Raw genomic sequence first — 24,602 nt, forward strand, 5'->3', positions numbered from 1 at the left:
CTCACTTCCCCTTCGCGGCGCCGGGCAGCGGCCTGCCCGTCAGGTGCGATTGCACCAGCGACGTCATCAGGCTGAGCGCGGCATAGGAATTCGAGATCGCCTCTTCGCGCGCCACCAGGATGTAACGCCCTTCGCGGCATGCCTTCAGGAACTGGCAATAGCCGGGCATCAGCTTCTCCATCGCCGCGATCTCGTCCTGCGGCACGCCGCCCTTGTCGGAACGGTAGGTATCGAAGACAAAGTCCGCTTCGAGCTCGGGCAAGCGCTCGGCGCTGACCTCGATGCGGCCGTTTTCTGGAATGCCGTCGATCAAGGCGGGAAAACGGAAGCCCGCGTCGCGCAGCACCCGGCCCAGCGAGCGATAGGTGTGATACACGCCGATCTTGCCGTTCTGGGCCTGGAACACCGCCACCGTGACGCGGGAGGGATCGCCCACCACGTGCTTGAGTTCTTCCAGTTGCGCCTGGTAGCGGCGGTCCAGGATGGCAAGGCGGTCCTGCGTGCCCGTCAGTTCCGCCAGCCGCCGATAGATATGCGGCGCGCCACCCTGCAGGTTGTCGACCACCACGGTGGGCGCCACCTTGGCCAGCTGCTGCACCGGCAGCGTGCGGCTGGGGCCGGTGATGATGAGGTCGGGCTTGGCGGCGGCCACCGCCTCGATGTTCACGTCGGTCGCCCCCAGGAAGGTGATGGGCGAATTGTCGAAGTCGATGCCCGTCAGTCTTGCGCTGGACCGCATGAAGCGGCTGCCATCCAGGGCCTGGCGGCCATGGCTGGCCACCGGCACGACGCCCAGCTCCAGCAGGGGAATGGTGATGTCCAGGTCATGCATGGCCACGATGCGGCGAGGCTTTTCGGGCACCGCCACGACGCGGCCGGTGTCATCGGTATAGGGCCGGGTCTGCGCCAGCGCCGGGCTCAGCGCCACGCTGGCAAACAGCAGGCCCAAGGCCATCAGGCAGGATCGGTGGATCATTCGAACGGATTCCTCAAAGTTGATCGCGGCGCCGCCACAGCAACGCCAGCAGGAAGGGCACGCCCACCACGGCCATCACCACGCCGGCCGGGATCTGCAAGGGCGCGAAGACCAGGCGCCCCAGGCTGTCGGCCAGCAGCACCAGCCCCGCGCCGTACAGCACGCTGCCCGTCAGCAGGGCGGCCTGCCGGCCGCGCAGGGTCAGGCGCGCCAGGTGGGGCGCGATGAGGCCGACAAAGCCCAGGCTGCCCACCGCCGCCACGGCGGCGGCCGTCAGCACGCAGGCGCCCACGAAATACAGCGCGGATGCCCGCTTCAAGGCAACGCCCAGGCCGGCCGCGGCGGGCGCGCCCAGCACCAGGGTGCCAGCGCCGCGCGCGCCCACGGCCAGCAGGCCAGCCCCGACAACGGCCCAGCACAGCGCAGGCCAGAAGGTCTCCCAGGCAGCGGCATGCAGGCTGCCCGCCATCCAGACCAGCGCGGTCTGCACGTCCTTGATGTCGGCCAGCGTCATGAAGCAGGCGATCACGCCATGCAGCAACCATGACACGCCGATGCCCACCAGGATGAAACGCACCTTGGACAGGTCGCGTGACAAGGCGACCACCACGCTCGCCACGCACAGGCCGCCCAGCAGGCCCGCCACCGACCGCCAGGCGGCGCCGACATCGGGAAAGAAAACGGCCATGCCCACCACCGCCACCGCCGCGCCCTCCTTGATGCCCACCAGACCGGGGTCCGCCAGGCCGTTGCGCGCCAGCGTCTGCATGGCAGCGCCCGCCACTCCCAGCATGCCGCCCGCCAGCAAGGCGGTCAGCACGCGCGGCAGGCGGATATCCAGCCAGACCATGCGCTGCATGGGGTCGGTGCTGCGCCACAGGCTGGACAGCTGCGTTTCGTACAGGCCTTGGGGCAGCACCCACAACGCGCCCAGCAACAGCCCCAGCAAGGCCAAGCCGCAAGCGGCCGCCACGCGCGGACGCACCAGGCAATGCAGCGGCCCCAGCCGCAGCTGCCGCCGTCCGTGCGCGGCCATGACATCGTGCGCCGGGCTGCTCATGTGCGGCGCCTCAACACCAGCGCCAGGAAAACGGGCACCCCCACCAGCGCGGTCACGACACCGGTCGCGAGCTCGCGCGGCGCCAGGGCGACGCGCGACACGATGTCGGCGCACACCACCAGCAAGGCCCCGCAAGCGGCCGCGGCCAGCAGGCGGCTGCGGGCCCGGCGGCCATCCAGGCGGCGCGCCATGTGCGGCGCCACCAGACCGATGAAGCCCAGCGGCCCCGCGATGGACACCGCCGCCCCGCACAGCAGCGCGGCAGCCGCCAGGCCCGCCGCACGTGTGCGGGCCACGTGCGTGCCCAGGCCCGTCGCGGCGCTGTCGCCCAGGGCCAGGGTATGCAGGCGCCGCGACAGCAGCGCCGCCAGCAACGCGCCAGCCAGCGCCACCGGGAGGCTGTGGCGGATCACTGCCGCGCCGGCCTCCGCTAGGTCGCCCGCCAGCCAGATGCGCAGGTCCTGCAGGGAGTCCTCGTCAAGGATCAGCAACGCCGACGTCAACGCCGACACGAACGCCGACAGCGCGATGCCGCAGAACGTCAGCTTGATGATCGTCATGCCGCTGCGGCCGGCGCGCGCCATGCCCATCACGGCGGCGAACAGGAGCGCGCCGCCCACGGCGGCCGTCAGCGGCCGGATCGCCGGATCGGCCAGCACGGGCACCGACAAGGCCGTGGTGGCCGCCACCGCGAACGCGGCCCCGGCATTCAAGCCCAGCAATTGCGGTTCGCCCAGCGGGTTGCGCGTCACGGCCTGGATCAAGGCGCCCGCCAGCCCCAGGGATGCGCCGACGGTCAATGCGCCCGCCAGGCGCGGCATGCGCAGGTTCCAGAGCACGTGATGATCGAAATTGCCGGCCTCGGGACGCAGCAAGGCGTCGACGACCGTCGCAAGCGGAATGGTCTTGGCGCCCACGGCCAGGTGCAGCAGGCCCGCGGCCAGCAACAGCAAGGGCAGCAACAGCAGGCTGGGCGCGGGCCGCCACGCGGCCGCCCCGCGCTGCCCCGTCGGCATGCCCCCGGACGGCGGCGTCACGACGGCGTGCTCCCCAGCCCCACCGCCCGGCGTGGCATGAACAGCGGCCGCGCCATGCCAGAAGGTCCCTGCACCGCCACCACGTCCACATCGAAAACCTCCTGCACGAGGTCCGCCGTACAGGCCGCGGGGTCCTTCAGGTCGGCGCGGATGCGGCCGTCCTTCATCAGCACCAGGCGGTCGGCATAGGCCAGCGCCAGGTTCAGGTCATGCAGCACCACCACCAGGGTGCGGCCATGCTCGTGCACCAGGCTGTGCAGCAGATCCATGATCTCCACCTGGTACTTCAGGTCCAGGTAGGTGGTCGGCTCGTCCAGCAGGATGATGCCGGTCTCCTGCGCCAGCGCCATTGCGATCCAGCAGCGTTGCCGCTGCCCGCCGGACAGGCCGTCCACCGGCAGGTCCGCGAAGGCCAGCGTGCCCGTCAGGCGCATGGCGCGATCGACCGCCTGGGTGTCCGCGTCGCGCCATTGGCGCAGCACGCCCAGGTGCGGCTGCCGCCCGAAGGACACGAGATCCAGCACCGTCATGCTTTCCGGCAAGGCGGGCGCTTGCGGCAGGATGCCCAATTGGCGGGCGACCTCCCGCGTGGGCAGGCGGTGGATGGGTTGGCCATGCAGCAGGGCCGCGCCGGCCTGCGGGCGCAGCAGACGCGCCAGGGCGCCCAGCAGGGTGGACTTGCCCGAGCCGTTGGGCCCCAGCAGCACCGTCAACGTCGCAGGGTCGAAGGCCAGCGTGGCAGCCTGCACGACATTGCGGTCGCCGTAGCCCGCGGACAACGCCTGCGCGGACAGCGCAGGCGTCCTTTCTGGATGATGGCTATCGGTCACGTCCCGCCGCTGACATCAGAATCGCACGCTGGCAGACAACGTGGCATTGAAGGGCTCGCCATACGCATTGCCGTAACGGCTGGATCCCAGCGAGGACGAGAAGTAGGTCCGGTCGAACAGGTTGCGCAGGTTCAGCTGCACCGTCACCGGGTTGCGGGTGTTGAAGGTATAGGCCGCCATCGCATCCACCACGCCATAGCCAGGCAGGAAGTAGGAATTGTCGTTGATGCCCGGGCGCTTGGACACGCCGCGCACACCCGCGCCCAGCTTGAAGCCGTTGCCGTTGTCCAGCACGCCGAAGTCGTACATCGCGAAAAGCGAGGCGGTGTGGCGGGCCACGTTGGCCAGCTGCTTGCCGGAGTAGTCGGGGTCTTCCTTCACCACCGCATCGGTGAAGGCATAGCTCGCGATCACGCTCCACTGGTCCGTCAGGCGGCCCGACACGTCCATCTCGACGCCACGCGAACGCACCTTGCCGGCGGCGCGCGTCTCGATCACGCCATTGACGTTCTCGAAGTACGTGACGTTTTCCTTGTCCGCCGTGTAGACCGCCAGGTTGGCCGTCAGGCCCCGGGCCATCTCCCACTTGGCGCCCACTTCATAGGTGAGGCCCTCTTCCGGCGGCAGGTTGCCCATGTAGCTGGAGAACGAGGACTGCGGCCGGAAGCTCTTGGCCACGTTGGCATAGAAGGAGGTCGACGGCGTGGCCTTGTAGACGGCGCCCACGCGCGGCACGAACTTGCTGCCCGAGGTATCGGTGTTCAGCACGAAGGGACGGCCACGGCCGGAAATCTGCTTGTATTGCTGATAGCGCGCCCCCGCCACCACGATCCACTGGTCGTTCAGGTGGATGGCGTCCTGGAAGTACACCGATGGCGAACGCAGGCGTTCGTACTGGTCGCTGTCGGTCGCCACGACACGGTTGCAGGTCTGCACCGAGCCATACGCCGGGCGGTTGATGTTGAAGCTGACTGCCTGCGGGCAACGGATCATGTCCGAGCGCAGCGTGCGGTGATAGTCGTATTCCGCGCCCATCAGCAGGTCGTGCTTCATGCCGCCCAGCCGGGCCGTGCCAGTCAGGTCCAGCCGCGCGGCATGGCCGATCATGCTGGAGCCCCGCGTCGCATCCACGCGCCGCGTCACCGCGCCGGTGGCGGCGTTGTAGGCCATCACCCGGGCCTGGTTGTCGGTGTAGTCGTCGGTGCTGTAGCTATAGTCGAACGTCACCCGCCAATCCGGCGACAGCTCGTGCGACACATTCAGCGTCGTCAGCGCGCTGTGCCCGTCGGTGACGTTGAAGGGCTCGTCCAGGCGGATCTTGCGATCCAGCGGAATCGGGCCGCCCGCGTCGATGTCCCAGATGGTGCCGCGGTCGAAGGGAATGCTGTAGCCCTGCCGCATGTACGACGCCGTCACGACCGTGCGCTCGCCGAACCAGCTGAGCGAGGGCGAGAAGAGCCACTCCTTGTTGCGGCCGAAGTTGCGCCAGTATTCCGTGTTGTTGTGGCTGCCGATGAGGCGATACGCCAGCGACGTGCCCGCGATCGGCCCCGTCACGTCGACCATGCCGTTGCCGCCGCCGAAGCTGCTGGCACCCACGCTGGCCTCGCCGCTGAACACGCGCTCGGGCCGCTTGGTGACCACATTGATGGCGCCGCCCGGATCCTGGATGCCGAAGAGCGTCGAGGCCGGTCCCTTCATCACCTCCACGCGCTGCGTGGTGGCGTTGAAGCTGCGCGGCAGCACGGTCTTCATGCCATTGGTCAGGATGGCGTTGTCACGATTCTGGCCGAAGCCGCGGCGGATGAAGGCATCCTGCGTCCCGCCCAGGGTATTGGTTTGCGTGATGCCGCTGATGTTGCCCAGGACATCGTCCAGCGAACGTGCAGCCTGGTCGCGGATCACAGTCTCTGTGACCACGTTCACGGCCTGGGGAATGTCGAGCAGCGGCGCATCCGTGCGCATCGCCGGCGATGCCCGCAAGGGCTGGTAGCCGGACTCGGCCTGCCCCGTGACAGTGATGGTTCCCAACGAGGCCGGCTGGCTCGCCTGGGCAAATGCGCTAGCCGCGCACAGCACACCCAGGCACACAGAAGCCCCGAGCGAGGCAGCCGGGACTTTCATTCCAGGTACTTTCACCACAATCATTCCTTGCGTCGAACCGGATCATAACGGAAAACGGATTGAGAATGATTGTCAATTGGATGAATGTAGTAGTAAACCGGCACGACGGCCGTGCACCCGTCACGGCGCGGCGCGGCCCTGCAGCCTTGCCGCCGCGCGCATCCAGCCAGTCCACGTGCGCGCGCGGGGCCCGGCAGGGATCCTCGCGCACTACTACATTCCGGCGTGGCCAGTGGGGTTATTGGCAGTGGGGCGCGATGCCGCGGCCGCGCCCCGGGTTCCTCCGCCCTACAGCTCTCCCACCTTCACCACCAGCTTGCCGAAGTTCTTCCCTTCCAGCAGTCCGATGAATGCCTGCGGCGCATTCTCCAGGCCCTCCACTACGTCCTCGCGATAGCGCAGCCTACCGTCGGCCACCCATGCCGTGGCCGCTTTCAGGAATTCCTCTTCCAGGCCGAAGTCGAAGACGATGAAGCCGCGCACCGTCAGGCGTCGGCTCAGGATCTCGCGCATCGTGATGGGCAGCCTGTCCACGCCCTGGTCGGGGTCGTTGGCATCGTTGTAATGCGCGATCAGGCCGCACACCGGCACGCGCGCGAAATCGTTCAGGAGCGGGAAGACGGCATCCCATACCTTGCCGCCAACGTTCTCGAAATAGACGTCGATGCCATCGGGGCACGCGCGGGCCAGCTGTTGCGCGAAGTCCGGCGCGCGGTGATCCAGCACCACATCGAAGCCGAGTTCGTTCTTCACGAATTCGGCCTTCTCCTTGCCACCCACGATACCCACGGCGCGCGCGCCGTGGATGCGCGCGATCTGCCCGACAGCCGAGCCCACCGCCCCGCTGGCCGCGGCCACCACCACCGTCTCGCCCGCCTTGGGCTTGCCGATCTCACGCAGGCCGGAGTATGCCGTCAGCCCCGGCATGCCCAGCACGCCAAGCGCGGTGGAGGGCGGCGCGGCGGCCGGATCCAGCTTGCGCAGGCCCTGGCCATCGGACACCGCATAACGCTGCCAGCCCGCATAGGCCGACACCAGGTCGCCTTCGTGCCACAAGGCATGGCGCGACGCGACGACACGCGACACCGTGCCGCCCACGATCACGTCGCCCAGCGCCAGCGACGGCGCATAGGACTTCAGGTCGCGCATGCGGCCGCGCATGTACGGGTCCAGCGACAGGTACACCGTTTCCAGCAGCACCTCGCCTTCCTTCAGCGCCGGCACGGGCGCGGTCTCCACGCGGAAATCGCCGGGCCTGGGCGCGCCGTCGGGACGTGCGGCGAGAACGATGCGGGTATTGGTCTTGGCACTCATCCATCAGCTCCTTTCAAACGGGGGTGGCGCAGCGAGGACGACGCCGTCCGCCTGCGCATGACCCTCATGGTAGGGATCGCACAGTCATATTGGTAGACTGATATCCAATATTCCAGACTTAACATAATCATGATATCTGACGCCTTCGACCCCGCACTGCTGCGCACTTTCGTCGCCGTCTGCCAGCACGGCAGCCTCAGCCGCGCGGCGGAACAGGCGGGCCGGGCGCAGTCCGCGCTCAGCACGCAGATCCGCCGGCTGGAGGAACGGGTGGGCAAACGGCTGCTGCACCGCAACGGGCGCGGCGTCCTGCCCACGACCGACGGCGAATTGCTGCTGGGCTATGCCCAACGGATTCTTGCGCTGGGCGAAGCGGCGGCCGCCAGGCTGGGGGAGCGCGCCCTGGCAGGCAGCGTGCGCGTGGGCCTGGCCGAAGACGTCGCGATCTCCGCGCTGCCGGCGGCGCTGGGCCGGCTGCGGCGCTCGTGCCCGCAACTGCACCTGGAAATCGTCATCGACCACGGCGACGCGCTGGCGCATGCGTGGCAGGAAGGCACACTGGACATCGCCATCAGCGGGTGCTCGGCCTTCGCCGCCGAGCCCGTCGACACGTGGATGGTCGACCTTCATTGGGCCTGCGCCATCGACGAGACGCCGGACCCCGCCAGGCCGCTGGACGTCATCGTCTATGCCGAGCCCTGCGCGTGGCGGCGGATCATGTTCGAAACGCTGACGGCCGCCGGCCGCGACTTCCGCGTGGCGCTGACCAGCCACCGCGGTGGAGCACGGGCTGGGCGTGGCGCTGCTGACAGCGGAAAGCGTGCGCCCCGACACCATGCGGGTGCTGCCCATCACGAATGCGGATGGCAAGGGGCTGAGCGTGCGGTATGGGCTGTTCGCGGGCAACCGCCTGGATAACAGCGGTCGCGCCGTGCTGGCGCTCCTGCAGGACAGCCTGCGCGGCAGGGAGCCGGCCAGGACCGCCTGACACCCGCATACGCGGCAATCACTGCGGCGTGCCGCGCTCCACCAGCAGCACCGCGGCCTGTACCCGGGAATTCAGGCCCAGCTTGCGCAGGATGTGCTGGACGTGGATCTTCACCGTGGCCTCGGCAATCGACAGCGTGCGCGCGATTTCCTTGTTGCTCGCCCCCGCCGCGATCTCGCGCAGGATGTCCAGCTCCCGGCTGGAAAGCACTGCCAGCGGATCGGCGGGCGGCGGCGCGCCGGGCGCCTGCGCATGCAGGGATTGAAACGCGCTGACCAGCTTGTCCGTCATTTCCGGGCTGACGGTCGACTGTCCGCGCGCCACGCGCTCGATGGCGCCGACCAGCACGTCGCTATCCACCGTCTTCAGCAGGTAGCCGCTTGCGCCCCCCTGCAGCGCGGCGGTCATGGTGTCGGCATCCTCGCTCACGGTCAGCATCAGCACGCGCGCGGCGGGCGCCGCCTGCTTCAGGCCCTGCAGCACGTCCACGCCGGTTACGCCCGGCAGATGATGATCCAGCAGGATCACGTCGGGCTGCAACGCGGCGGCACGGCGCAAGGCCTCGCCGCCGTCGGCCGCCTCGCCCACCACCTCCAGCTGCGGACAGGTGGCCAGCAAGGCCATGATGCCTCTGCGAAAAAGGGTATGGTCATCGACCACCAGCAGGCGCACGCGCCCGGTCTGCGTCATGATCAGGTTCCTTCCGTCGATTTTCCCGCCGACGTGGGCAGGGAGGCCGGCAATACGAGCGTCACGCACGTCCCGTGCCCCGGCGCGGCCAAGATATCCAGTGAGGCGCCGATCCCGGCAGCGCGTTCGCGCATGATGCGCAGACCCACGTGCGTTTCGTCGACGCCGCGGGTGGCGTCCATGCCGCAGCCATCATCCCGCACGGTGATCACCCATTGGGGGGACTGCCGCACCGCCACCCAGACGCGGCTTGCACGGGCGTGCTTGCGCACATTGGACAGCGCCTCCTGGATCACGTGCAACACCTGGATCTGGACGTCGGGCGGCAAGGCCATGCCCTCCCCCAGGATATCCAGCTCGGTCTGCAGGCCGGTCTGGTGCTCGAACTTGGTCAGCGTCGTGCGCAGCGCGGGCGCGATGTCCTCGTTGTTGGTGCGGGTGCGGAAATGCAGCAGCAGCTCGCGCACGTCCGACAGGCTCTCCTTGATCCCGGCGTCCAGCTCCGCCAGCGTGCCCTGGACGCCGGTCGTGGCGCCGCCGGGCGCGCGCTTGACCTCTTCACGCAGCAGGGAGGCCTGGATCTTGAGGAAGGACAGGCTCTGGGCGATGGAGTCGTGCAATTCGCGCGCCAGCAACCCGCGCTCTTCGGCTACCGCGGCTTCGCGGCGCAAGGCGTCGGCCCGCAAGCCCTCCATCGCGCCGGCCAGGTGGCTGGCCAGCGTATCCAGCAACACGCGGTCCTCCTTGCCCAGCACGGTAGGCGCCAGGAAGAACAGATCGATTTCCCCCACGACGCGATCCTGCAGCTTCACCGGCGCGCTCAGGACGCTGGCGTAACCGGCACGCTGGCATTGCTTCGCATCCAGCCCCGCTGGCGACACGCCGACACGCAGCTCGTTCAGGGCGAACATGCGCGTCTGCGCCCGTTCGCGCGGCTGCCCGCAGAAGCAATCCCCCGCCGGCAGGCAATACTCGTCCTGCGTCAGTTGCGCCGGCAGCCCGTCGGATGCCAGCATCATGTAGCGGCGCGTGTGCTCATCCGCCCATCGCACGACGGACGCATCCGCATGCAGCGCGCGCCGCGTATGCGAGGCGAAGCCTTGGGCCAACGCTTCCAGCGTGCCGGCGCGCGCAGCCAGCGCGGCCCCTTCGTACAGCACAGCCAGACGGGCACGCTCGGCTTCCAGGTGCAGGGTCTTCTCCCGCACCCGGCGTTCCAGGCTGGCGTAGAGATCCTGCAGCCTCGCACTCATGCGGTTGAACCCCTTTGCCACCGCGCCGAACTCATCGTCGCTGAGCACGGCCACGCGCGCGGACAAATCTCCGCTCTCGACGCGGCCCAGCCCCTCGCGCAAGCGCGCCAAGGGCGAGAAGATCAGCAATTGCGCCGCATAGAGCACCCCCAGCGCAGCGGTGATGGCAAGCACCATCACCACGAACTGGGCAGTGTTGAGCAGCGTGGTCCAGCGGGCCAGTTGCTGCTCGATGGTGAACACCAGGTGATCGATGGTGCGCACCGCGTCGCCGGCCTGCCGGGTGATGCGTTCGGCGACGGGCGCCGCGCCGCTCCCCCATTCCTGGCGCAGGCCGCGCCACTGCCGGCCAACCTCCGCCAATGCCTCGCGCGACGCGTCGTCGCGCGGCACGGCCAGGGGCCGCGCCGGATCGCCGTCGTGCAGCAGCTGCAGGCTGGCATCGTATTGACTGAGCAGGGCATGGACCGAGGCGTGGTCGCTGGCGGCCAGCGCCGCGGCCAACTGCCAGGTTCGCATGCGCATGCGGCCGGCTTCGTTCACGGCCGCGGCGCCGCCTTCCAGCTGCCACGTGACCCAGAGGGTGACGCCGATCGAGGAAAGCGCCAGCAGCAGGATCACGCAGCCGATGGCGCCGATCTTGGCGGCCAGTTGACGCCGAGGCCGGGACGCGAGCAAGCGCCCGTCGTCAGCGGGCGGCGTCGCCATGGCGATTGGCAAGGCTTGCGGTGCCGGCGCGGATAATGATCGAACGGTTCATCTGACGGTCAGGCTGGTGACTTGCGGGCAGGATCTCCATGATAGCGTGCCGGGGCGGCGCTTCCGCTCATTGCACCAGCGGCGAAGACGTTCCATCCAGGTCCACGCCCGATACCGTGGCCTCGCCTGCCAGCACGCGGAGATATTGCGTGAGCGCGGTGGCGAAACTCTGCTGGCGCAGCGTCTGGACAACCGCCGCACGCACCACCTCGTAGGCCGGCACGTCACCGGGCTCGCGCGCCAGCACCTCGACCACATGGAACCCGAAACGGCTATGCACCAGGCGGGGCAGCACGCCGACCTCGGCATGCCCGAACAATTCGCGCGCAAACTCCGGCGCGCACTCGTTGCTGTTGAGCCAACCCAGCATGCCGCCTTCCTTGCCGGAGGGGCAATTGCTGGTCGTCGCCGCAGCCTGGGCGAAGCGGTCGCCCACGGCCAGTTCGGCCGGCGTCGCGTTGCGCACGTCGAGCAGGCACGCCTCGGCGCGCTGGCGCAGGGCATTGACGTCCACGCCCGGCGTCACGGCGAACAGCACGTGGCGCGCCCGCACGCGCTCACCCACGGCATAGCGCGCCGCATGCGCGGCATGATGGCGGCGGCAGGCCTCCTCGCTCGGCTCTGGCAGGCGCAAGACGTCGTCCAGCAGGCGCTCGATGGCGTCGGCAGCCGCCTGGCTGATCGCGCCCGCCGCAGGCGGCGGATCGTCGGCAGCCAGCAGGCCTTGCGCGATCGCGGCCTGGCGCAACAGCTCGGTACAGGCGCGCTGGCGCAGGTCGCCCTCACCGAGGATCTCCTGGGCGGTGGCCAGCGGCACGCCGTTGACCAGGGGCACGGAAGGGAATGTCGTCGGCGCGTTCATGCGCGGCCTCCTTCGCGGCGCGCCGGATCCTGGGCGCGGGGCAGGTTCAGGCGCCGCGAACGCACCAGCTGGTAGGGCCGCAACACATACGCCAGCGACGCGAAGCCGCTCCAGACATGCACCAGCCGGCTGAACGGGAACAACAGGAAGATCGTCATGCCCAGCACCATGTGCACCTTGAAAGGCCAGTCGATGGCGATCAAGGCACTGGCGTCGGGGCGGAACGTGACCAGGTGCTGGGCCCAGTCAGCCAGGATCAGCATCGCGCTGGCGTCGGCGCGGTGCGCATACGAGAACGGCAGCGTGACGAGTCCGAGCACCAGCTGGATCCACAGGATGATCAGGATGGCCAGGTCGGTCTTGTGGCTGGTGAGCCGGATGCGCGGGTCGAACATGCGGCGGTGCAGCAGCATCGTCAGTCCGACGAAGCACACCAGGCCCGCCACGCCGCCGGACACGATGGCCAGCATCTGCTTCTGCGGCGCAGTGATCAGCCACTCATAGAAGATGTGGGGCGTCAGCAGCCCGACGGTATGCCCCACGAACAGGAACAGGATGCCGATGTGGAAGAGGTTGCTGCCCCAGCGCAGCTGGCGCGCGCGCAGCATCTGCGAGGAATCGCTTTTCCAGGTGTACTGGTCGCGGTCGAAGCGCGCCAGGCTGCCCATCAGGAACACCGCGAGACAGATGTACGGATAGACGTTGAACAGGAAGTTGTGCAGGATGATCGGCATGGCAATCTCCTTGGATCAGGCCGCCGCGCCGGGCGGGCGGCGCAGGATGTGGACGGGCTGGGCCGCAGCGGGTGAACCCGGCTTGGGCGAGGCCTGCCCCTGGGTGCTGCAGCCGCCGAAAACGGGAGGCTCCTGCCAGGTGTCGTCCAGCGGCGCATCCTCCTGCACCGAGGAGGGCTGCGAGGATTCTCCGGAAAGATCCAGGACGGCGGCAATCACGCAGGCATAGTCGCTGCCGCGCTTCTGCAGCGCCCCCAGGATGGCCCGCAGGATATGCGCGAACTCGCCGATGAAGGCGCGCGCTTCGCGGGTGGGCTGCGTCGAGGCGTACTCCAGCAGGACCGTCAGGTGATCGGGCAACTCGGCCGGGTCCAGCAGCAGCCCCGCCTGTTCATAGGTTTTCACCAGGTCGATCATGGCGGGGCCGCGATCGCGCGAGTCTCCATGCACGTGCTCGAACAGGTGCAGCGCCGTGCCGCGCCCGCGGTCGAACAGGTCGACATAGGCGGCCTCGGCATCCATGCCCTCGGCCAGCAGGCGGTCCATCAACGCATCCAGCTCGCTGCGGCGTATCGTGCCGATGGCCTGCTCGGCGTTCAGCGCCGCGTGGATATCGGTCAGGTGGCCGCGCATCGCGGCATCGGGGTAGCGCAGCAGGTGGGCCAGCGCGCGCAAGGTAAAGGCAATGCGATAGGTCATGGCGTCTCTCCTACAGGTCCACCTGGATGGGAATGGTCCGCTTCTTCTCGCTGCCGAAGAGGCTGGTCTCGGTCACGCCCTCGCTGCAACCGTTGCCGAAAGAGAAACCGCAACCGCCATGCAGGTTGAAGGCGTTCTCGGCATACTCGCGGTGCGCGGTCGGGATCACGAAGCGGTCTTCATAATTGGCGATCGCCATGATGTGGTACATGTCCTCGACCTGCGCGGCCGACAGGCCGACCTGGTCGATCGCCGCCACGTTGGGCGCGCCTTCGACGTGCTTGCCGCGCTGGTAGGCGCGCATCGCCAGCATGCGCTCCAGCGCCCGGACCACGGGCACGGTATCGCCGGCCGTCAGCAGGTTGGCCAGGTACTTCACCGGGATGCGCAACTGCTTCACGTCGGGCAGTTCCCCGTTCACGCCCAGGTGCCCGGCATTGCCGGCCGAGGTGATGGGCGAAAGCGGCGGCACGTACCAGACCATCGGCATGGTGCGGTATTCGGGGTGCAGCGGCAGCGCCACGCGCCAGTCCACGGCCATCTTGTAGACCGGGCTGTTGCGGGCAGCCTCCAGCCAGCTGTCCGGCACGCCATCGCGACGCGCCTGGGCGATCACCGCGGGGTCATGCGGATCGAGGAACACGCCAAGCTGCGCCTCGTACAGGTCGCGGTCCTTTTCGACGCTGGCGGCGGCCTCGATGCGGTCGGCGTCATACAGCAGCACGCCCAGGTAGCGGATACGGCCCACGCAGGTCTCGGAGCACACGGTAGGCTGGCCGGCCTCGATGCGGGGATAGCAGAAGATGCACTTCTCGGCCTTGCCGCTCTTCCAGTTGTAGTAGATCTTCTTGTAGGGACAGCCCGACACGCACATGCGCCAGCCGCGGCACTTGTCCTGGTCGATCAGCACGATGCCGTCTTCCTCGCGCTTGTAGATCGAGCCCGAGGGGCAGCTCGCCACGCAGGCCGGGTTCAGGCAATGCTCGCACAGGCGAGGCAGGTACATCATGAAGGTGTTCTCGAACTGCCCGTAGATGTCCTTCTGCACGTCCTCGAAATTGCTGTCCTTCGAGCGCTTGCTGAATTCCCCGCCCAGGATCTCCTCCCAGTTGGGCCCCCACTCGATGCGCTCCATGCGCTGCCCGGTGATCAGGCTGCGCGGGCGCGCGGTCGGCGCGGCCTTCATCTCGCGCGCCGTGTGCAGGTGTTCGTAGTCGAAGGTGAACGGCTCGTAGTAGTCGTCGATCTCCGGCATGTTCGGGTTGGCGAAGATCTTCATCAGCAGCTGCCACTTGCCGCCCTGGCGCGGCACGATGCTGCCGTCGGGCTTGCGCGTCCAGCCGCCGTTCCACTTGTCCTGGTTCTCCCATTCCTTGGGATATCCGATGCCGGGCTTGCTTTCGACGTTGTTGAACCACGCGTACTCCACGCCCGGGCGGCTGGTCCAGACGTTCTTGCACGTCACGCTACAGGTGTGGCAACCGATGCACTTGTCCAGGTTCAGGACCATGCCGATCTGCGCTCTTACTCTCATGGTGTGCTCCTTGTGGCGCCCGCGTCAGGGGTTCTCGCCCTGTGATTGGAAGACCGGGGCCAGATGATCCCCGCGTGGCGTGTCCAGCCAATCGACCTTCGCCATCTTGCGCACCACCACGAATTCATCGCGGTTCGTGCCGATCGTGCCGTAGTAGTTGAACCCGTAGCTGTACTGCGCATACCCGCCGATCATGTGCGTCGGCTTGAGCACGATGCGCGTCACCGAGTTGTGGATGCCGCCGCGCACGCCGGTGATTTCGCTGCCCGGTGTGTTGATGATCTTTTCCTGCGCGTGATACATCATCACCATGCCGGGCTTCACCCGCTGGCTGACCACCGCGCGCACGGCGACGGCGCCGTTCAGGTTGAACATCTCCATCCAGTCGTTGTCCTCGATGCCGGCGCGCCGCGCGTCCTCCTCGCTGATCCAGGCCACCGGGCCGCCCCGGTTCAAGGTCAGCATCAGCAGGTTGTCGGTGTACGTGCTGTGGATGCCCCACTTCTGGTGCGGCGTGATGAAGTTCAGCTGGATCTCGGGATGACCGTTGGGCTTGATGCCCTGCATGCCCGCGGTCGCCTTCATGTCCACCGGCGGCCGGTAGCTGCTGAAGCCTTCGCCGAAGGCGATCATCCAGGGATGGTCCTGGTAGAACTGCTGCCGTCCGGTCAGCGTGCGCCAAGGAATCAGCTCGTGCACGTTGGTGTAGCCCGCGTTGTAGCTGACGGTCTCGCTCTCGATGCCGCTCCAGGTCGGCGAACTGATGATCTTGCGCGGCTGCGCCTGGATGTCGCGATAGCGGATCTTCTCGTCCTCGCGATACAGCGCCAGGTGCTTGTGGTCCCGCCCGGTGATCGACGACAGCGCCTCCCAGGCCTTCACCGCGACGTGACCGTTGGTCTCGGGCGCCAGCAGCAGGATCGTCTCGCAGGCGTCGATGTCGCTCACGATGCGCGGGCGTCCCTCGGACACGCCCGGCTCGCGCACCACGCCATTCAACTGGCCCAGTTGCTCGACCTCGGTGCCGGTCTTCCAGCCGATGCCCTTGCCGCCATTGCCCAGCTTGTCCATCAGCGGGCCCAGCGCGGTGAACTGCTTGTACAGGTTGGGATAGTCGCGCGTGACCACGGTGACCTGCGGCGCGGTCTTGCCCGGGACCAGTTCGCACTGGCCCTTCTTCCATTCGGACACGCCGTCGGGCTGGGCCAGTTCCTGCGGCGTGTCGTGCATCAGCGGCGTCAGCACCACGTCGCGCTCCACGCCCAGATGGCCCACGCAGACCTCGCTGAAGGCCTTGGCGAAGCCCTTGTATATCTCCCAGTCGCTGCGCGACTCCCATACCGGGTCCACCGCCGCCGACAGCGGGTGGATGAAGGGGTGCATGTCGCTGGTGTTGAGATCGTTCTTCTCGTACCAGCTGGCCGTGGGCAGGACGACGTCCGAGTAGAGGCAGGTGGTGCTCATGCGGAAATCCAGCGTCACCAGCAGGTCCAGCTTGCCTTGCGGCGCCTCGGCGTGCCAGACCACCTCGGCCGGCTTGGCATCGTCGTGCCCCAGGTCCTTGCCCTGCACGCCGTTCTCGGTGCCAAGCAGGTGCTTGCAGAAATACTCGTGCCCCTTGCCGCTGGAACCCAGCAGGTTGCTGCGCCACACGAACAGGTTGCGAGGCCAGTTCTCGGGCGCGTCCGGGTCTTCGCAGCTCATGCTCAGCCGCCCGTCCGTCAGGGCCTGGGCGACGTAGTCGCGCGGGCTCACCCCCTCGGCCTCGGCTTGCGCGGCCAGCCCGAGCGGATTGGCCTTGAGTTGCGGCGCGCTGGGCAGCCAGCCCATGCGTTCGGCCCGCACGTTGTAGTCGATCATGCTGCCGCCGAACTGCGCACGGTCGGCCAGCGGGCTCACGATCTCGGACATGTCCAGCTTTTCGTAGCGCCACTGGTCCGTGTGGGCATAGAAGAAGCTGGTGCTGTTCTGCTGGCGCGGCGGACGCGACCAGTCCAGCGCGAAGGCCAGGGCGGTCCAGCCGGTCTGGGGCCGCAGCTTCTCCTGTCCCACGTAATGCGACCAGCCACCACCGCTTTGCCCGATGCAGCCGCACAGCATCAGCAGGTTGATGACGCCGCGATAGTTCATGTCGCAGTGATACCAGTGGTTCATGGCTGCGCCGATGATCACCATGGACTTGCCGCGGGTCTTGTCCGCGTTGGCCGCGAACTCGCGGGCCACCGTCACGATCTGCTGGCGCGGCACCCCGGTGATCTGCTCGGCCCATGCCGGCGTATAGGGCGCGTTGTCGTCGTAGCTGGCCGCGCCGCTGCCCAGGCCCCGGTCGATGCCGTATTGCGCCGCCTGCAAGTCGAACACCGTGGCCACCAGCGCCGTGCCGCCATTGCCCAGCGCCAGCCGGCATGCCGGCACGCGGGCGGCATTCACGTCGCTGCCCTGCGCATTGGCCGGGAAGTTCGGCGTCTCGATGCCGCCGAAGTAGGGAAAGCCGACAGCCACGATCTCGTGGTCGCCCGCCTCGCCTTCCAGCAGGGACAGCCGCAACGTCACCGCCGCGCCCTCGCGCGCGTCCTTGCTCTCCAGGTTCCACCTGGCCGCGTCCTCGCGGCCCTCGGCGCCCCAGCGGAAACCGATGGATCCCTGCGGCAGCACCACGCGCCCCGTGGCGTCCAGCGCCAGGGTCTTCCATTCCGGGTTGTTGGCCTGGCCCAGCTTGCCGTCCAGGTCATTGGCGCGCAGATAGCGGTCGGGGACCTGCACGACGCTGCCGTCGGCCAGCGTCTTTTCCTTCAGCAGCACCAGCATCGGCAGGTCGGTATAGCGGCGCGCATAGTCGTCGAAATACGCGCTGCGGCGGTCGAAATAGAACTCCTTGAAGGCCACGTGCCCCATCGCCATGGCCAGGGCGGCGTCCGTGCCCTGCTTGGGATGCAGCCAGATGTCCGCCAGTTTGGCCACCTCGCTGTAGTCGGGCGTCACCGCCACGGTCTTCGCGCCCTTGTAGCGGACCTCGGTGAAAAAATGCGCGTCCGGCGTGCGCGTCTGCGGCACGTTCGAACCCCAGGCGATGATGTAGTGGCTGTTGTACCAGTCGGCCGACTCCGGCACGTCGGTCTGTTCGCCCCATACCTGCGGGCTGGCCGGCGGCAGGTCGCAATACCAATCGTAAAAACTCATGCAGACGCCGCCCAACAGGCTCAGGTAGCGGCTGCCCGCCGCATAGCTCACCATGCTCATCGCGGGAATCGGCGAGAAACCGATGATGCGGTCGGGGCCGTGCTGCTTGATGGTGTAGACGTTGGCGGCCGCGATCAGCTGGTTCACTTCGTCCCACGTGCTGCGCACGAAGCCGCCCATGCCGCGGACCTGCTGGTAATCGCGCCGGGCGGCGTCATCCTGGACGATCAGCGCCCACGCATCCACCGGCGACCTGGCCACCTTCAGCGCCACGCGCCAGCGCTCCAGCAGGCGGCCACGCACCATGGGGTACTTCACGCGGTTGGCGCTGTACAGATACCAGGAATAGCTGGCGCCGCGCGCGCAACCCCGGGGCTCGTGGTTGGGCATGTCCCAACGCGTACGGGGGTAATCGGTCTGTTGCGTCTCCCAGGTGACGATGCCGCCCTTCACGTAGATCTTCCACGAACAGGAACCCGTGCAGTTCACGCCATGCGTGCTGCGCACGATCTTGTCGTGGGCCCAGCGTTCACGGTAGGCGTCTTCCCAGGTGCGGTCTTCGCCGGTGGTCCGGCCATGCTTGCCCGAGAAGGACTCCTTGGGCAGGCGGAAATGGGTCAGTCGATCGAGGAAATGGCTCATGGCTCTCGTCTTTTCTCGTGGAATGTCAGCAGGGCATGCCGGCGTCGCGGCGGGCATAGCACCACCACGTCAACCCGACGCACAGGAGGTAGAAGGCCGAGAAGATCCACAGCGCCGCCTCGGGCCCGCCTGTCAGCGCAATCGCGCTGCCGTAGCTCTTGGGGATGAAGAAACCGCCGTAGGCGCCAAAGGCGCCGGCAAAGCCCACCGCGGCCGCCCCGAGCAGGTTGCCTTCCTTGACCGCGGCGGCCTGCGCGGCCTCGCCGGGTCCGGCACGGCGCCGGGCCAGCGTGTTGAAGATGACCGGAATCATCCGGAAGGTCGATCCGTTACCGATGCCCGTGGTCACGAACAACACCAGGAACATCAGGAAGAACCCCGTGAAACTGCCCGCTTCGGGTCCCAGCGGCAGCGCCCACGTGCCGACGCCCTTGGGCAGGAACACCAGCACGCCCACCACCGCGGCGGCCATCGCAAGAAAGTTCCACATCGTGACCACCCCGCCGCCCAGCTTGTCGGACAGCCAGCCGCCGAAAGGCCGCGCCAGCGCGCCCACCAGGGGTCCCAGCCAGGCGTAGGCCAGCGGGTCCACCTGCGGGAACTGGCTCTTGATCAGCAGGGGAAAGCCCGCCGCAAAACCGATGAAGGAGCCGAAGGTGCCGAGATACAACAGGCACATCAGCCAGTTGTGCGGCTGCGTGAAGATCGCGGCCTGGTCGCTCATCGACGCTTTCGCATCGGCCAGGTCATTCATGGCGAACCAGGCCACCACCGACACCAGCGCGATCCACGGCACCCAGATGAAGGCGGCGTTCTGCATCCAGACAGGGACGTTCTGTCCGGCGCGCAAGGCCATCTGGGGCTCGCCGCCGAAGAGGCCCAGGACGCCCACGGTGATCACCAGCGGGCTCAGGAACTGCACCACCGACACGCCCAGGTTGCCCAGGCCCGCATTCACGCCCAGCGCCGACCCCTTGCGCGCCTGCGGGAAAAAGTAGCTGATGTTCGCCATGCTGGAGCTGAAGTTGCCGCCGCCCAGGCCGCACAGCAACGCCAGCACCAGCATCGTCGGATACGGCGTGTCCGGGTCCTGCACGGCGAAGCCGATGCCCAGCGCCGGGATCAGCAGGGTCGCGGTCGAGATCGCGGTCCAGCGCCGGCCGCCGAAGATCGGCACCATGAAGGAATAGAAGATGCGCAACGTCGCGCCGCTCAGGGCGGGCGCGGCCGCCAGCCAGAACAGCTGGTTCGTCGAGTACCGGAAGCCCAGCGAGGGCAAGCTGACCGCGACCACGCTCCATACCTGCCAGACGGCGAAGGCGAGAAACAGGGCGGGCACCGATATCCACAGGTTGAGCTTGGCGATGGCCTCGCCCTCGCGCTCCCAGAAAGCCTTGTCCTCCGGGGTCCATATCTTGAGCGTACGGCCCGGCCGCGCGTGCGAGGAGATCATGATCGCTCCAGTTCAGAAGCCTTATGCGCCGGCGCGGCGCCCATCACGTCGGTGCGGCGCACCTCGGTCCAGTACATCCAGATCAGCGACACCCACACCACGCCGTACAGCAGCATGAAGGCGCTGGCGCGCACGCCCGTCAGGTCGAGCAGCAGGCCGAACAGGATCGGCAGCACGAAGCCCCCCAGGCCGCCGGCCAGGCCGACGATGCCGCTGATGGCGCCGATGTTCTGGGGATATTCGTCGCTGATGTACTTGAAGACGCTGGCCTTGCCGAAAGCGAAGGCCACGCCCAGCAGGCCCATCAAGGCGGTGAACACATAGACGTTCAGTCCCAGGTGGAAGGCGCGCACGCCGTCGACGGTGGCAATGCGGAATTCGGTCTGCGGATAGCTCAGCAGGAAGAGACAGATCCAGCTCACCCACATGACCCACCAGGTGACGCGGTGCGCGCCATAGCGGTCCGACAAGGCACCGCCGATCGCGCGCAGCACGCCGCCCGGCAGCGAGAAACAGGCCGCCAGCAGCGCGGCGCTCTGGATGCTCAGGCCGTATTCGCCCACGTAGTACTGCACCATCCACAATGCCAGCGCCACATAGCCGCCGAAGACGATGCTGTAGTACTGGCAATACTTGAGCACGCGCGGGTCCTTGAGCGCCTTCAGCTGGTCGCTGAAGCGCACCGTGCTGGGCACGAGGTGCCGGGGGTCATGCGCGCTGAAGAGCCAGAACAGCACGACGGTGCCCGCCATGATCGCCGCGTAGACTTGCGGCACGAGGGTCCAGCCGCCGACCACGAGCAGCGCGGGCGCCAGGAACTTGTTGACGGCCGAGCCGGCATTGCCCGCGCCGTAGACGCCCATGGCCATGCCCTGGCGCTGCTTCGGGAACCAGCGCGCGACATAGGGAGTACCGACCGAGAAAGTGCCGCCCGCCAACCCCACGAAGAGGCCGATCACCAGGAATTGCCAATACTGGGTGGCATGGGCCATCAGCCAGATGGCCGGCACCGTCGACGCCATCAGCACCGCCATCACGATGCGCCCGCCGTAGCGGTCGGTCCAGATGCCCAGCGGCACGCGCACGAGCGACCCGGTCAGGACAGGCATCGCGGTCAACAGCCCGAATTGCGTGGCGCTCAGGTCCAGCGACTGCTGCAAGGGAATGCCGATGACCCCGAACATCATCCACACCATGAAGCACACGGTGAAGGCCAACGTGCTGACGGCCAGCACTCGCCAGCTCTGGCGCGATACAGCAGGAATGTCGGACGAGGGAGTCATGGTGGCGGCCTGGGTGCAATGTCACACCAGCACTGTCGCTCACCCGCGGCATCGCGACCATCCCTCGCTTGACCCGGCCGGGCCGCGCAGAAGGACTATGCCGGGGCGCCCGGCAGCAGCCGAAAGGACTACACCCCCCCCCGCCGGGGCGGCTTACTCGTGCAGCAACGTCACCAGCACCACGGCGTTCTCGCGGGCCCGCACGGCATGCTGTTGTCCGCCCGGCAGCACGACCAGCTGGCCGGCCGCCAGGGGACACAGGCGCTCGTCCGCGGTGACGTCCACCTGGCCCGCCAGGCATTGGATGGTGATTTCGGCCGCCACGTGGTGGGCCGGCAAGCCGTGGCCGGCGGCCAGCACCAGGCGCAGCAGCTGGACGCGCGGCGTCCTGAGCAGGCTGGTGCTGACGGCCCCGGGCGGCGTCTCGCCGTCCGGGAACAATTCGATGACTTCAAGAGGATGTGCGTGCTTCAAGGCCATGGCGGTTCTCCTCGACGCCGGGGCTGCCGACCCGCCGCCCCGGTTGTGGAGGGACGGCGACGCGCCGCCCCTTTCCCTCGCTGTTTGCTACCTGAGCTGCACCTTCGCCGCATCCAGGATCGTCAGCAACGGCCGATGCAGGGCCCGCAGGCTCTGGCCCTTCTCGACGTCCAGGTATTCCTTTTCCGCCGAGTGCGCGTGATCGCCCACGCCCGCGCCGATCCCCACCGTGGGAATGTTCATGCTCATGGGGATGTTGCCGTCGGTGCTGCTGCTGTTGGGACGGCCCTTCCACCCCTGCGCGCGCGTGGCGGCCAGGGCGATCTGCGCCAGGCGATGGTCCTCGGCGGTCTGGCCCGGCGGACGGTCTCCCACCAGTTTGTAGTCCAGCGCGATGGGGCCGGTCTTGGTGGTGCGCGCCTTGTTCTCCTGCTCGGCCGCGGCCTTGATGATTTCAAGGAACTGCTGCTCCACCGAGGCCAGGTCCTTCATGGACGTCGAGCGCATGTCCACCAGCATCCACGCATCACTGGGAATGGCGTTCACCGAGGTGCCGCCGCCCACCACGCCCACGCTGTAGGTCGTGCCCTTGGGCGCCTCCACCTTGCCGAACTCGGCCATGGCGTTGCCCAGCGCATACATCGGATTCACCATGCCGAAGGCGCGATAGCTGTGGCCGCCCGGGCCCTTGAAGTGCACCTCGTAGCGTTTGCTGCCCGGGCCTTCCAGCGTCACCTGCTCGGGATTCGAACCGTCCACGATGATGGCGGACGTGATGCGGTCCTTGTACTCGCCCTTGCCGAACAGGTGCTTCACGCCCCGCAGGTCGCCCAGGCCTTCCTCGCCCACCGAGCCCACGAACAGCAGGTTCTCTTCCGTCTGGATGCCGGCCTGCTTCATGGCGCGCACATAGGCCAGCAGGGCCACCAGGCCACGCGTGTCATCGGCGATGCCCGGCGCCAGGATCCTGGTGCCCTCGCGGCGGATCTTCAGGTCCTGCTCCAGCGGGAACACCGTGTCGATGTGCGCGATCACCGCGTGCACGTCCTTGCGCTTGGCCGTGCCTTCCCACAGCGCCAGCACATTGCCCTCTTCGTCGATCTTCGCGTCGAGGCCGGCCTCCTTCATCAGCGCGGCAAAGGCCTTGGCCTTTTTCTCCTCGCCGAAAGGCGGCGCGGGAATCTGCTGGAGCTGGATGTTCTGTTCGACGATGTTGTCGTGGTCCTTGTCCAGCAGGTCGGACAAGGCCTTGTACTCGGCGGATTTCATCAACCGCGCCACTGCGGCATCGGCTTCCTGCGCCGACATCGCCAGGGCCGCCGGCGCGGCCCCCACCGACATCGCCACCAAGGCCAGCGACAGGCCCGCCCGTTGCAAACGCTTGTTCCATTGCAGCATGTGCATGATTCCCCTTGAGATCGTTGAATGGCACGGCGCGGCCATGCCAGCCCCGCACGCGGCCACGCCGCCGCAACCTTCAGGCGGGTGACACGATCTTGTAATGGGTGGGTTTGGAGACCGTCAATCCGACATGGTCCCGATGGCGCGCGGCCTCGCCCTGTGCGCCCCCCGTGGCTGCAACGTCTGGGTACAAAAATACCTCCACGCCGCGCCTTCGGCTTGCTACCCCCCGCGCCGCGCCGCCGCGCAACGCCCGCCCTTATTGAAGGCCCCACGCCCACAGGCTCACCGTCACCACGCCCAGCAGGGTCGTCAGTGTGATGGTGGAGGCAGCCAGGCTCTGGCCGGCCTTGAAGCGCTCGGCCACCAGCCAGGCATTCACGCCGGTGGGAATCGAGGCATTCAGCACCAGCGCCATGGCCCAGTCGCGCGGCAGTGCCAGCGCCCAGCTGGCCGCCAGCACGACGGCGGGCAGCAGGAGCAGCTTGAACGACGTGGACATCGCCGCCAGGTTGAGCTCGCCACGCAGGGAATACTTTTCAAGCGTCATGCCGATGGACAGCAGGGCCAGCGGCCCCGCCACCTGGGCGATGGGATCGATCACCGCCGACGCGATGCGCGGCAGGCTGAAGCCCAGCAGGTTGAACAGCAGGCCCACCACCACCGCGATCACCAACGGCGAGCGCACCAGGTTGCGCACCACCAGCCGTCCGACGGCCACCACGCCCTGGCTGGCGGTGCCGTCCTCCTTGGCCGCGGCGCGTTCCATCAGGATCAGGCCCGCCATCATCATCAGCGGCAAGTGCACCGCGATCAGCAGGGACAGCGCCACCAGGCCGTCAGGTCCGACGAAGCTGTCCACCAGCGGCAGGCCGATGAAGACGTTGTTGGCGAAGGCGCCGGACAGGCCCGCGATGACGCCCACCTTGGCGTCGCGCTTGAAGAAGCGCCGGGCGATGAAGGTGCCCGCCGTCCACGTCACGATCACGCCGATGAAATAGGCCGCCCACAGCTTCACCGCCGAAGCCTCGCCCAGGTTCGCGTGCGCGAAGGTGCGGAAGATGAGGACAGGCAGCGCGATCTTGAAGACCAGCTCGCCCAGCACGGCATCGGCGCCGGCCTTGAGTATCCGTGCCTTGGCAAGGACCCAGCCCAGCAGGATCAGGACGAAGATGGGGACGACGCTCAGCAGGACGGCGGACACGGCTTTCGGGCTTCTTGGTCAGGCGTGGCGGCCAGGCAGGGCTGGCCGGGAGGGATGATGCGAGCTTAGCGTGCTTCCCCGCGCGATGCGAGCCTACAA

At 67.8% G+C, this 24,602-nt stretch carries 19 protein-coding genes; 1 reads left to right on the forward strand and 18 read right to left on the reverse strand.

What is annotated here, in order from left to right:
* Position 1 precedes the first annotated feature (1 nt).
* From ODI_RS19315 to ODI_RS19340, 6 genes are all read right to left on the reverse strand, one after another.
* Entirely contained in the window at positions 2–976 is a 975-nt protein-coding gene (locus tag ODI_RS19315) for an ABC transporter substrate-binding protein (RefSeq protein WP_098020946.1), read from the reverse strand.
* A gap of 13 nt (positions 977–989) precedes the next feature.
* Positions 990–2,036 carry a FecCD family ABC transporter permease gene (locus ODI_RS19320; RefSeq protein WP_082985328.1) on the reverse strand — a complete coding sequence of 349 codons (1,047 nt, stop codon included), beginning with the start codon at positions 2,034–2,036 and terminating at the stop codon, positions 990–992.
* A complete protein-coding gene (locus tag ODI_RS19325; RefSeq protein WP_197707112.1) occupies positions 2,033–3,073 on the reverse strand; it encodes a FecCD family ABC transporter permease in 1,041 nt (346 codons plus the stop codon). The genes ODI_RS19320 and ODI_RS19325 overlap by 4 nt, the downstream gene beginning before the upstream one ends.
* Positions 3,070–3,903 carry an ABC transporter ATP-binding protein gene (locus ODI_RS19330; RefSeq protein WP_067754369.1) on the reverse strand — a complete coding sequence of 278 codons (834 nt, stop codon included), beginning with the start codon at positions 3,901–3,903 and terminating at the stop codon, positions 3,070–3,072. The genes ODI_RS19325 and ODI_RS19330 overlap by 4 nt, the downstream gene beginning before the upstream one ends.
* Before the next feature lie 15 nt (positions 3,904–3,918).
* The gene (locus ODI_RS19335) at positions 3,919–5,934 is read right to left on the reverse strand and encodes a TonB-dependent siderophore receptor (RefSeq protein ID WP_197707113.1); all 2,016 of its coding nucleotides are present in this window, start codon (positions 5,932–5,934) and stop codon (positions 3,919–3,921) included.
* A gap of 381 nt (positions 5,935–6,315) precedes the next feature.
* Complete coding sequence (locus ODI_RS19340; RefSeq protein WP_067754363.1) at positions 6,316–7,341, reverse strand: NADP-dependent oxidoreductase; 1,026 nt, start codon at positions 7,339–7,341, stop codon at positions 6,316–6,318.
* A gap of 129 nt (positions 7,342–7,470) precedes the next feature.
* Here ODI_RS19340 and ODI_RS19345 point away from each other — a divergent pair, with 129 nt between their 5' ends.
* Positions 7,471–8,259, forward strand: coding sequence for a LysR family transcriptional regulator (locus tag ODI_RS19345; RefSeq protein WP_231968097.1), 789 nt, complete (start codon positions 7,471–7,473; stop codon positions 8,257–8,259).
* 88 nt (positions 8,260–8,347) lie between these two features.
* Here the strand turns inward: ODI_RS19345 and ODI_RS19350 are convergent, their stop codons facing one another.
* From ODI_RS19350 to ODI_RS19405, 12 genes are all read right to left on the reverse strand, one after another.
* On the reverse strand, positions 8,348–9,019 hold the full coding sequence (locus ODI_RS19350) for a response regulator (RefSeq protein ID WP_067754359.1): 672 nt from the start codon (positions 9,017–9,019) through the stop codon (positions 8,348–8,350).
* A 2-nt stretch (positions 9,020–9,021) separates the two neighbouring features.
* The gene (locus ODI_RS19355) at positions 9,022–10,980 is read right to left on the reverse strand and encodes a type IV pili methyl-accepting chemotaxis transducer N-terminal domain-containing protein (RefSeq protein WP_067754356.1); all 1,959 of its coding nucleotides are present in this window, start codon (positions 10,978–10,980) and stop codon (positions 9,022–9,024) included.
* Between the two features lie 118 nt (positions 10,981–11,098).
* Positions 11,099–11,893, reverse strand: coding sequence for a peptidylprolyl isomerase (locus ODI_RS19360; protein ID WP_067754353.1), 795 nt, complete (start codon positions 11,891–11,893; stop codon positions 11,099–11,101).
* The gene (gene narI / locus ODI_RS19365) at positions 11,890–12,627 is read right to left on the reverse strand and encodes a respiratory nitrate reductase subunit gamma (RefSeq protein ID WP_067754351.1); all 738 of its coding nucleotides are present in this window, start codon (positions 12,625–12,627) and stop codon (positions 11,890–11,892) included. The genes ODI_RS19360 and narI overlap by 4 nt, the downstream gene beginning before the upstream one ends.
* A gap of 15 nt (positions 12,628–12,642) precedes the next feature.
* Positions 12,643–13,326 (reverse strand): nitrate reductase molybdenum cofactor assembly chaperone, encoded by a 684-nt coding sequence (gene narJ / locus ODI_RS19370; protein WP_067754348.1) that lies wholly within the window; start codon positions 13,324–13,326, stop codon positions 12,643–12,645.
* A 10-nt stretch (positions 13,327–13,336) separates the two neighbouring features.
* Positions 13,337–14,860 carry a nitrate reductase subunit beta gene (gene narH / locus ODI_RS19375; protein WP_067754345.1) on the reverse strand — a complete coding sequence of 508 codons (1,524 nt, stop codon included), beginning with the start codon at positions 14,858–14,860 and terminating at the stop codon, positions 13,337–13,339.
* 24 nt (positions 14,861–14,884) lie between these two features.
* The gene (locus tag ODI_RS19380; protein ID WP_067754342.1) at positions 14,885–18,682 is read right to left on the reverse strand and encodes a nitrate reductase subunit alpha; all 3,798 of its coding nucleotides are present in this window, start codon (positions 18,680–18,682) and stop codon (positions 14,885–14,887) included.
* Positions 18,683–18,707: 25 nt separating this feature from the next.
* Positions 18,708–20,135 carry an MFS transporter gene (locus ODI_RS19385; protein WP_067754339.1) on the reverse strand — a complete coding sequence of 476 codons (1,428 nt, stop codon included), beginning with the start codon at positions 20,133–20,135 and terminating at the stop codon, positions 18,708–18,710.
* Positions 20,132–21,418 carry an MFS transporter gene (locus tag ODI_RS19390; protein ID WP_067754336.1) on the reverse strand — a complete coding sequence of 429 codons (1,287 nt, stop codon included), beginning with the start codon at positions 21,416–21,418 and terminating at the stop codon, positions 20,132–20,134. The genes ODI_RS19385 and ODI_RS19390 overlap by 4 nt, the downstream gene beginning before the upstream one ends.
* A gap of 153 nt (positions 21,419–21,571) precedes the next feature.
* Positions 21,572–21,898 (reverse strand): cupin domain-containing protein, encoded by a 327-nt coding sequence (locus tag ODI_RS19395; protein ID WP_067754332.1) that lies wholly within the window; start codon positions 21,896–21,898, stop codon positions 21,572–21,574.
* 87 nt (positions 21,899–21,985) lie between these two features.
* Positions 21,986–23,296: a M20/M25/M40 family metallo-hydrolase gene (locus ODI_RS19400; protein ID WP_173719689.1), complete on the reverse strand. Its 1,311-nt coding sequence runs from the start codon at positions 23,294–23,296 to the stop codon at positions 21,986–21,988.
* 262 nt (positions 23,297–23,558) lie between these two features.
* Positions 23,559–24,503, reverse strand: a complete 945-nt coding sequence (locus tag ODI_RS19405; protein ID WP_067754328.1) for an AEC family transporter — start codon at positions 24,501–24,503, stop codon at positions 23,559–23,561.
* Positions 24,504–24,602 lie beyond the last annotated feature (99 nt).

The organism is Orrella dioscoreae (assembly GCF_900089455.2).
GTDB lineage: Bacteria > Pseudomonadota > Gammaproteobacteria > Burkholderiales > Burkholderiaceae_B > Orrella > Orrella dioscoreae.

Coding starts and splice junctions, on each gene's coding strand:
- ODI_RS19315 (WP_098020946.1), bottom strand. CDS start 976: ATGATCCACCGATCCTGCCTGATGGCCTTGGGCCTGCTGTTTGCCAGC.
- ODI_RS19320 (WP_082985328.1), bottom strand. CDS start 2,036: ATGAGCAGCCCGGCGCACGATGTCATGGCCGCGCACGGACGGCGGCAG.
- ODI_RS19340 (WP_067754363.1), bottom strand. CDS start 7,341: ATGAGTGCCAAGACCAATACCCGCATCGTTCTCGCCGCACGTCCCGAC.
- ODI_RS19345 (WP_231968097.1), top strand. CDS start 7,471: ATGATATCTGACGCCTTCGACCCCGCACTGCTGCGCACTTTCGTCGCC.
- ODI_RS19350 (WP_067754359.1), bottom strand. CDS start 9,019: ATGACGCAGACCGGGCGCGTGCGCCTGCTGGTGGTCGATGACCATACC.
- ODI_RS19355 (WP_067754356.1), bottom strand. CDS start 10,980: ATGGCGACGCCGCCCGCTGACGACGGGCGCTTGCTCGCGTCCCGGCCT.
- ODI_RS19360 (WP_067754353.1), bottom strand. CDS start 11,893: ATGAACGCGCCGACGACATTCCCTTCCGTGCCCCTGGTCAACGGCGTG.
- narI (WP_067754351.1), bottom strand. CDS start 12,627: ATGCCGATCATCCTGCACAACTTCCTGTTCAACGTCTATCCGTACATC.
- narJ (WP_067754348.1), bottom strand. CDS start 13,326: ATGACCTATCGCATTGCCTTTACCTTGCGCGCGCTGGCCCACCTGCTG.
- narH (WP_067754345.1), bottom strand. CDS start 14,860: ATGAGAGTAAGAGCGCAGATCGGCATGGTCCTGAACCTGGACAAGTGC.
- ODI_RS19380 (WP_067754342.1), bottom strand. CDS start 18,682: ATGAGCCATTTCCTCGATCGACTGACCCATTTCCGCCTGCCCAAGGAG.
- ODI_RS19385 (WP_067754339.1), bottom strand. CDS start 20,135: ATGATCTCCTCGCACGCGCGGCCGGGCCGTACGCTCAAGATATGGACC.
- ODI_RS19390 (WP_067754336.1), bottom strand. CDS start 21,418: ATGACTCCCTCGTCCGACATTCCTGCTGTATCGCGCCAGAGCTGGCGA.
- ODI_RS19395 (WP_067754332.1), bottom strand. CDS start 21,898: ATGGCCTTGAAGCACGCACATCCTCTTGAAGTCATCGAATTGTTCCCG.
- ODI_RS19400 (WP_173719689.1), bottom strand. CDS start 23,296: ATGCTGCAATGGAACAAGCGTTTGCAACGGGCGGGCCTGTCGCTGGCC.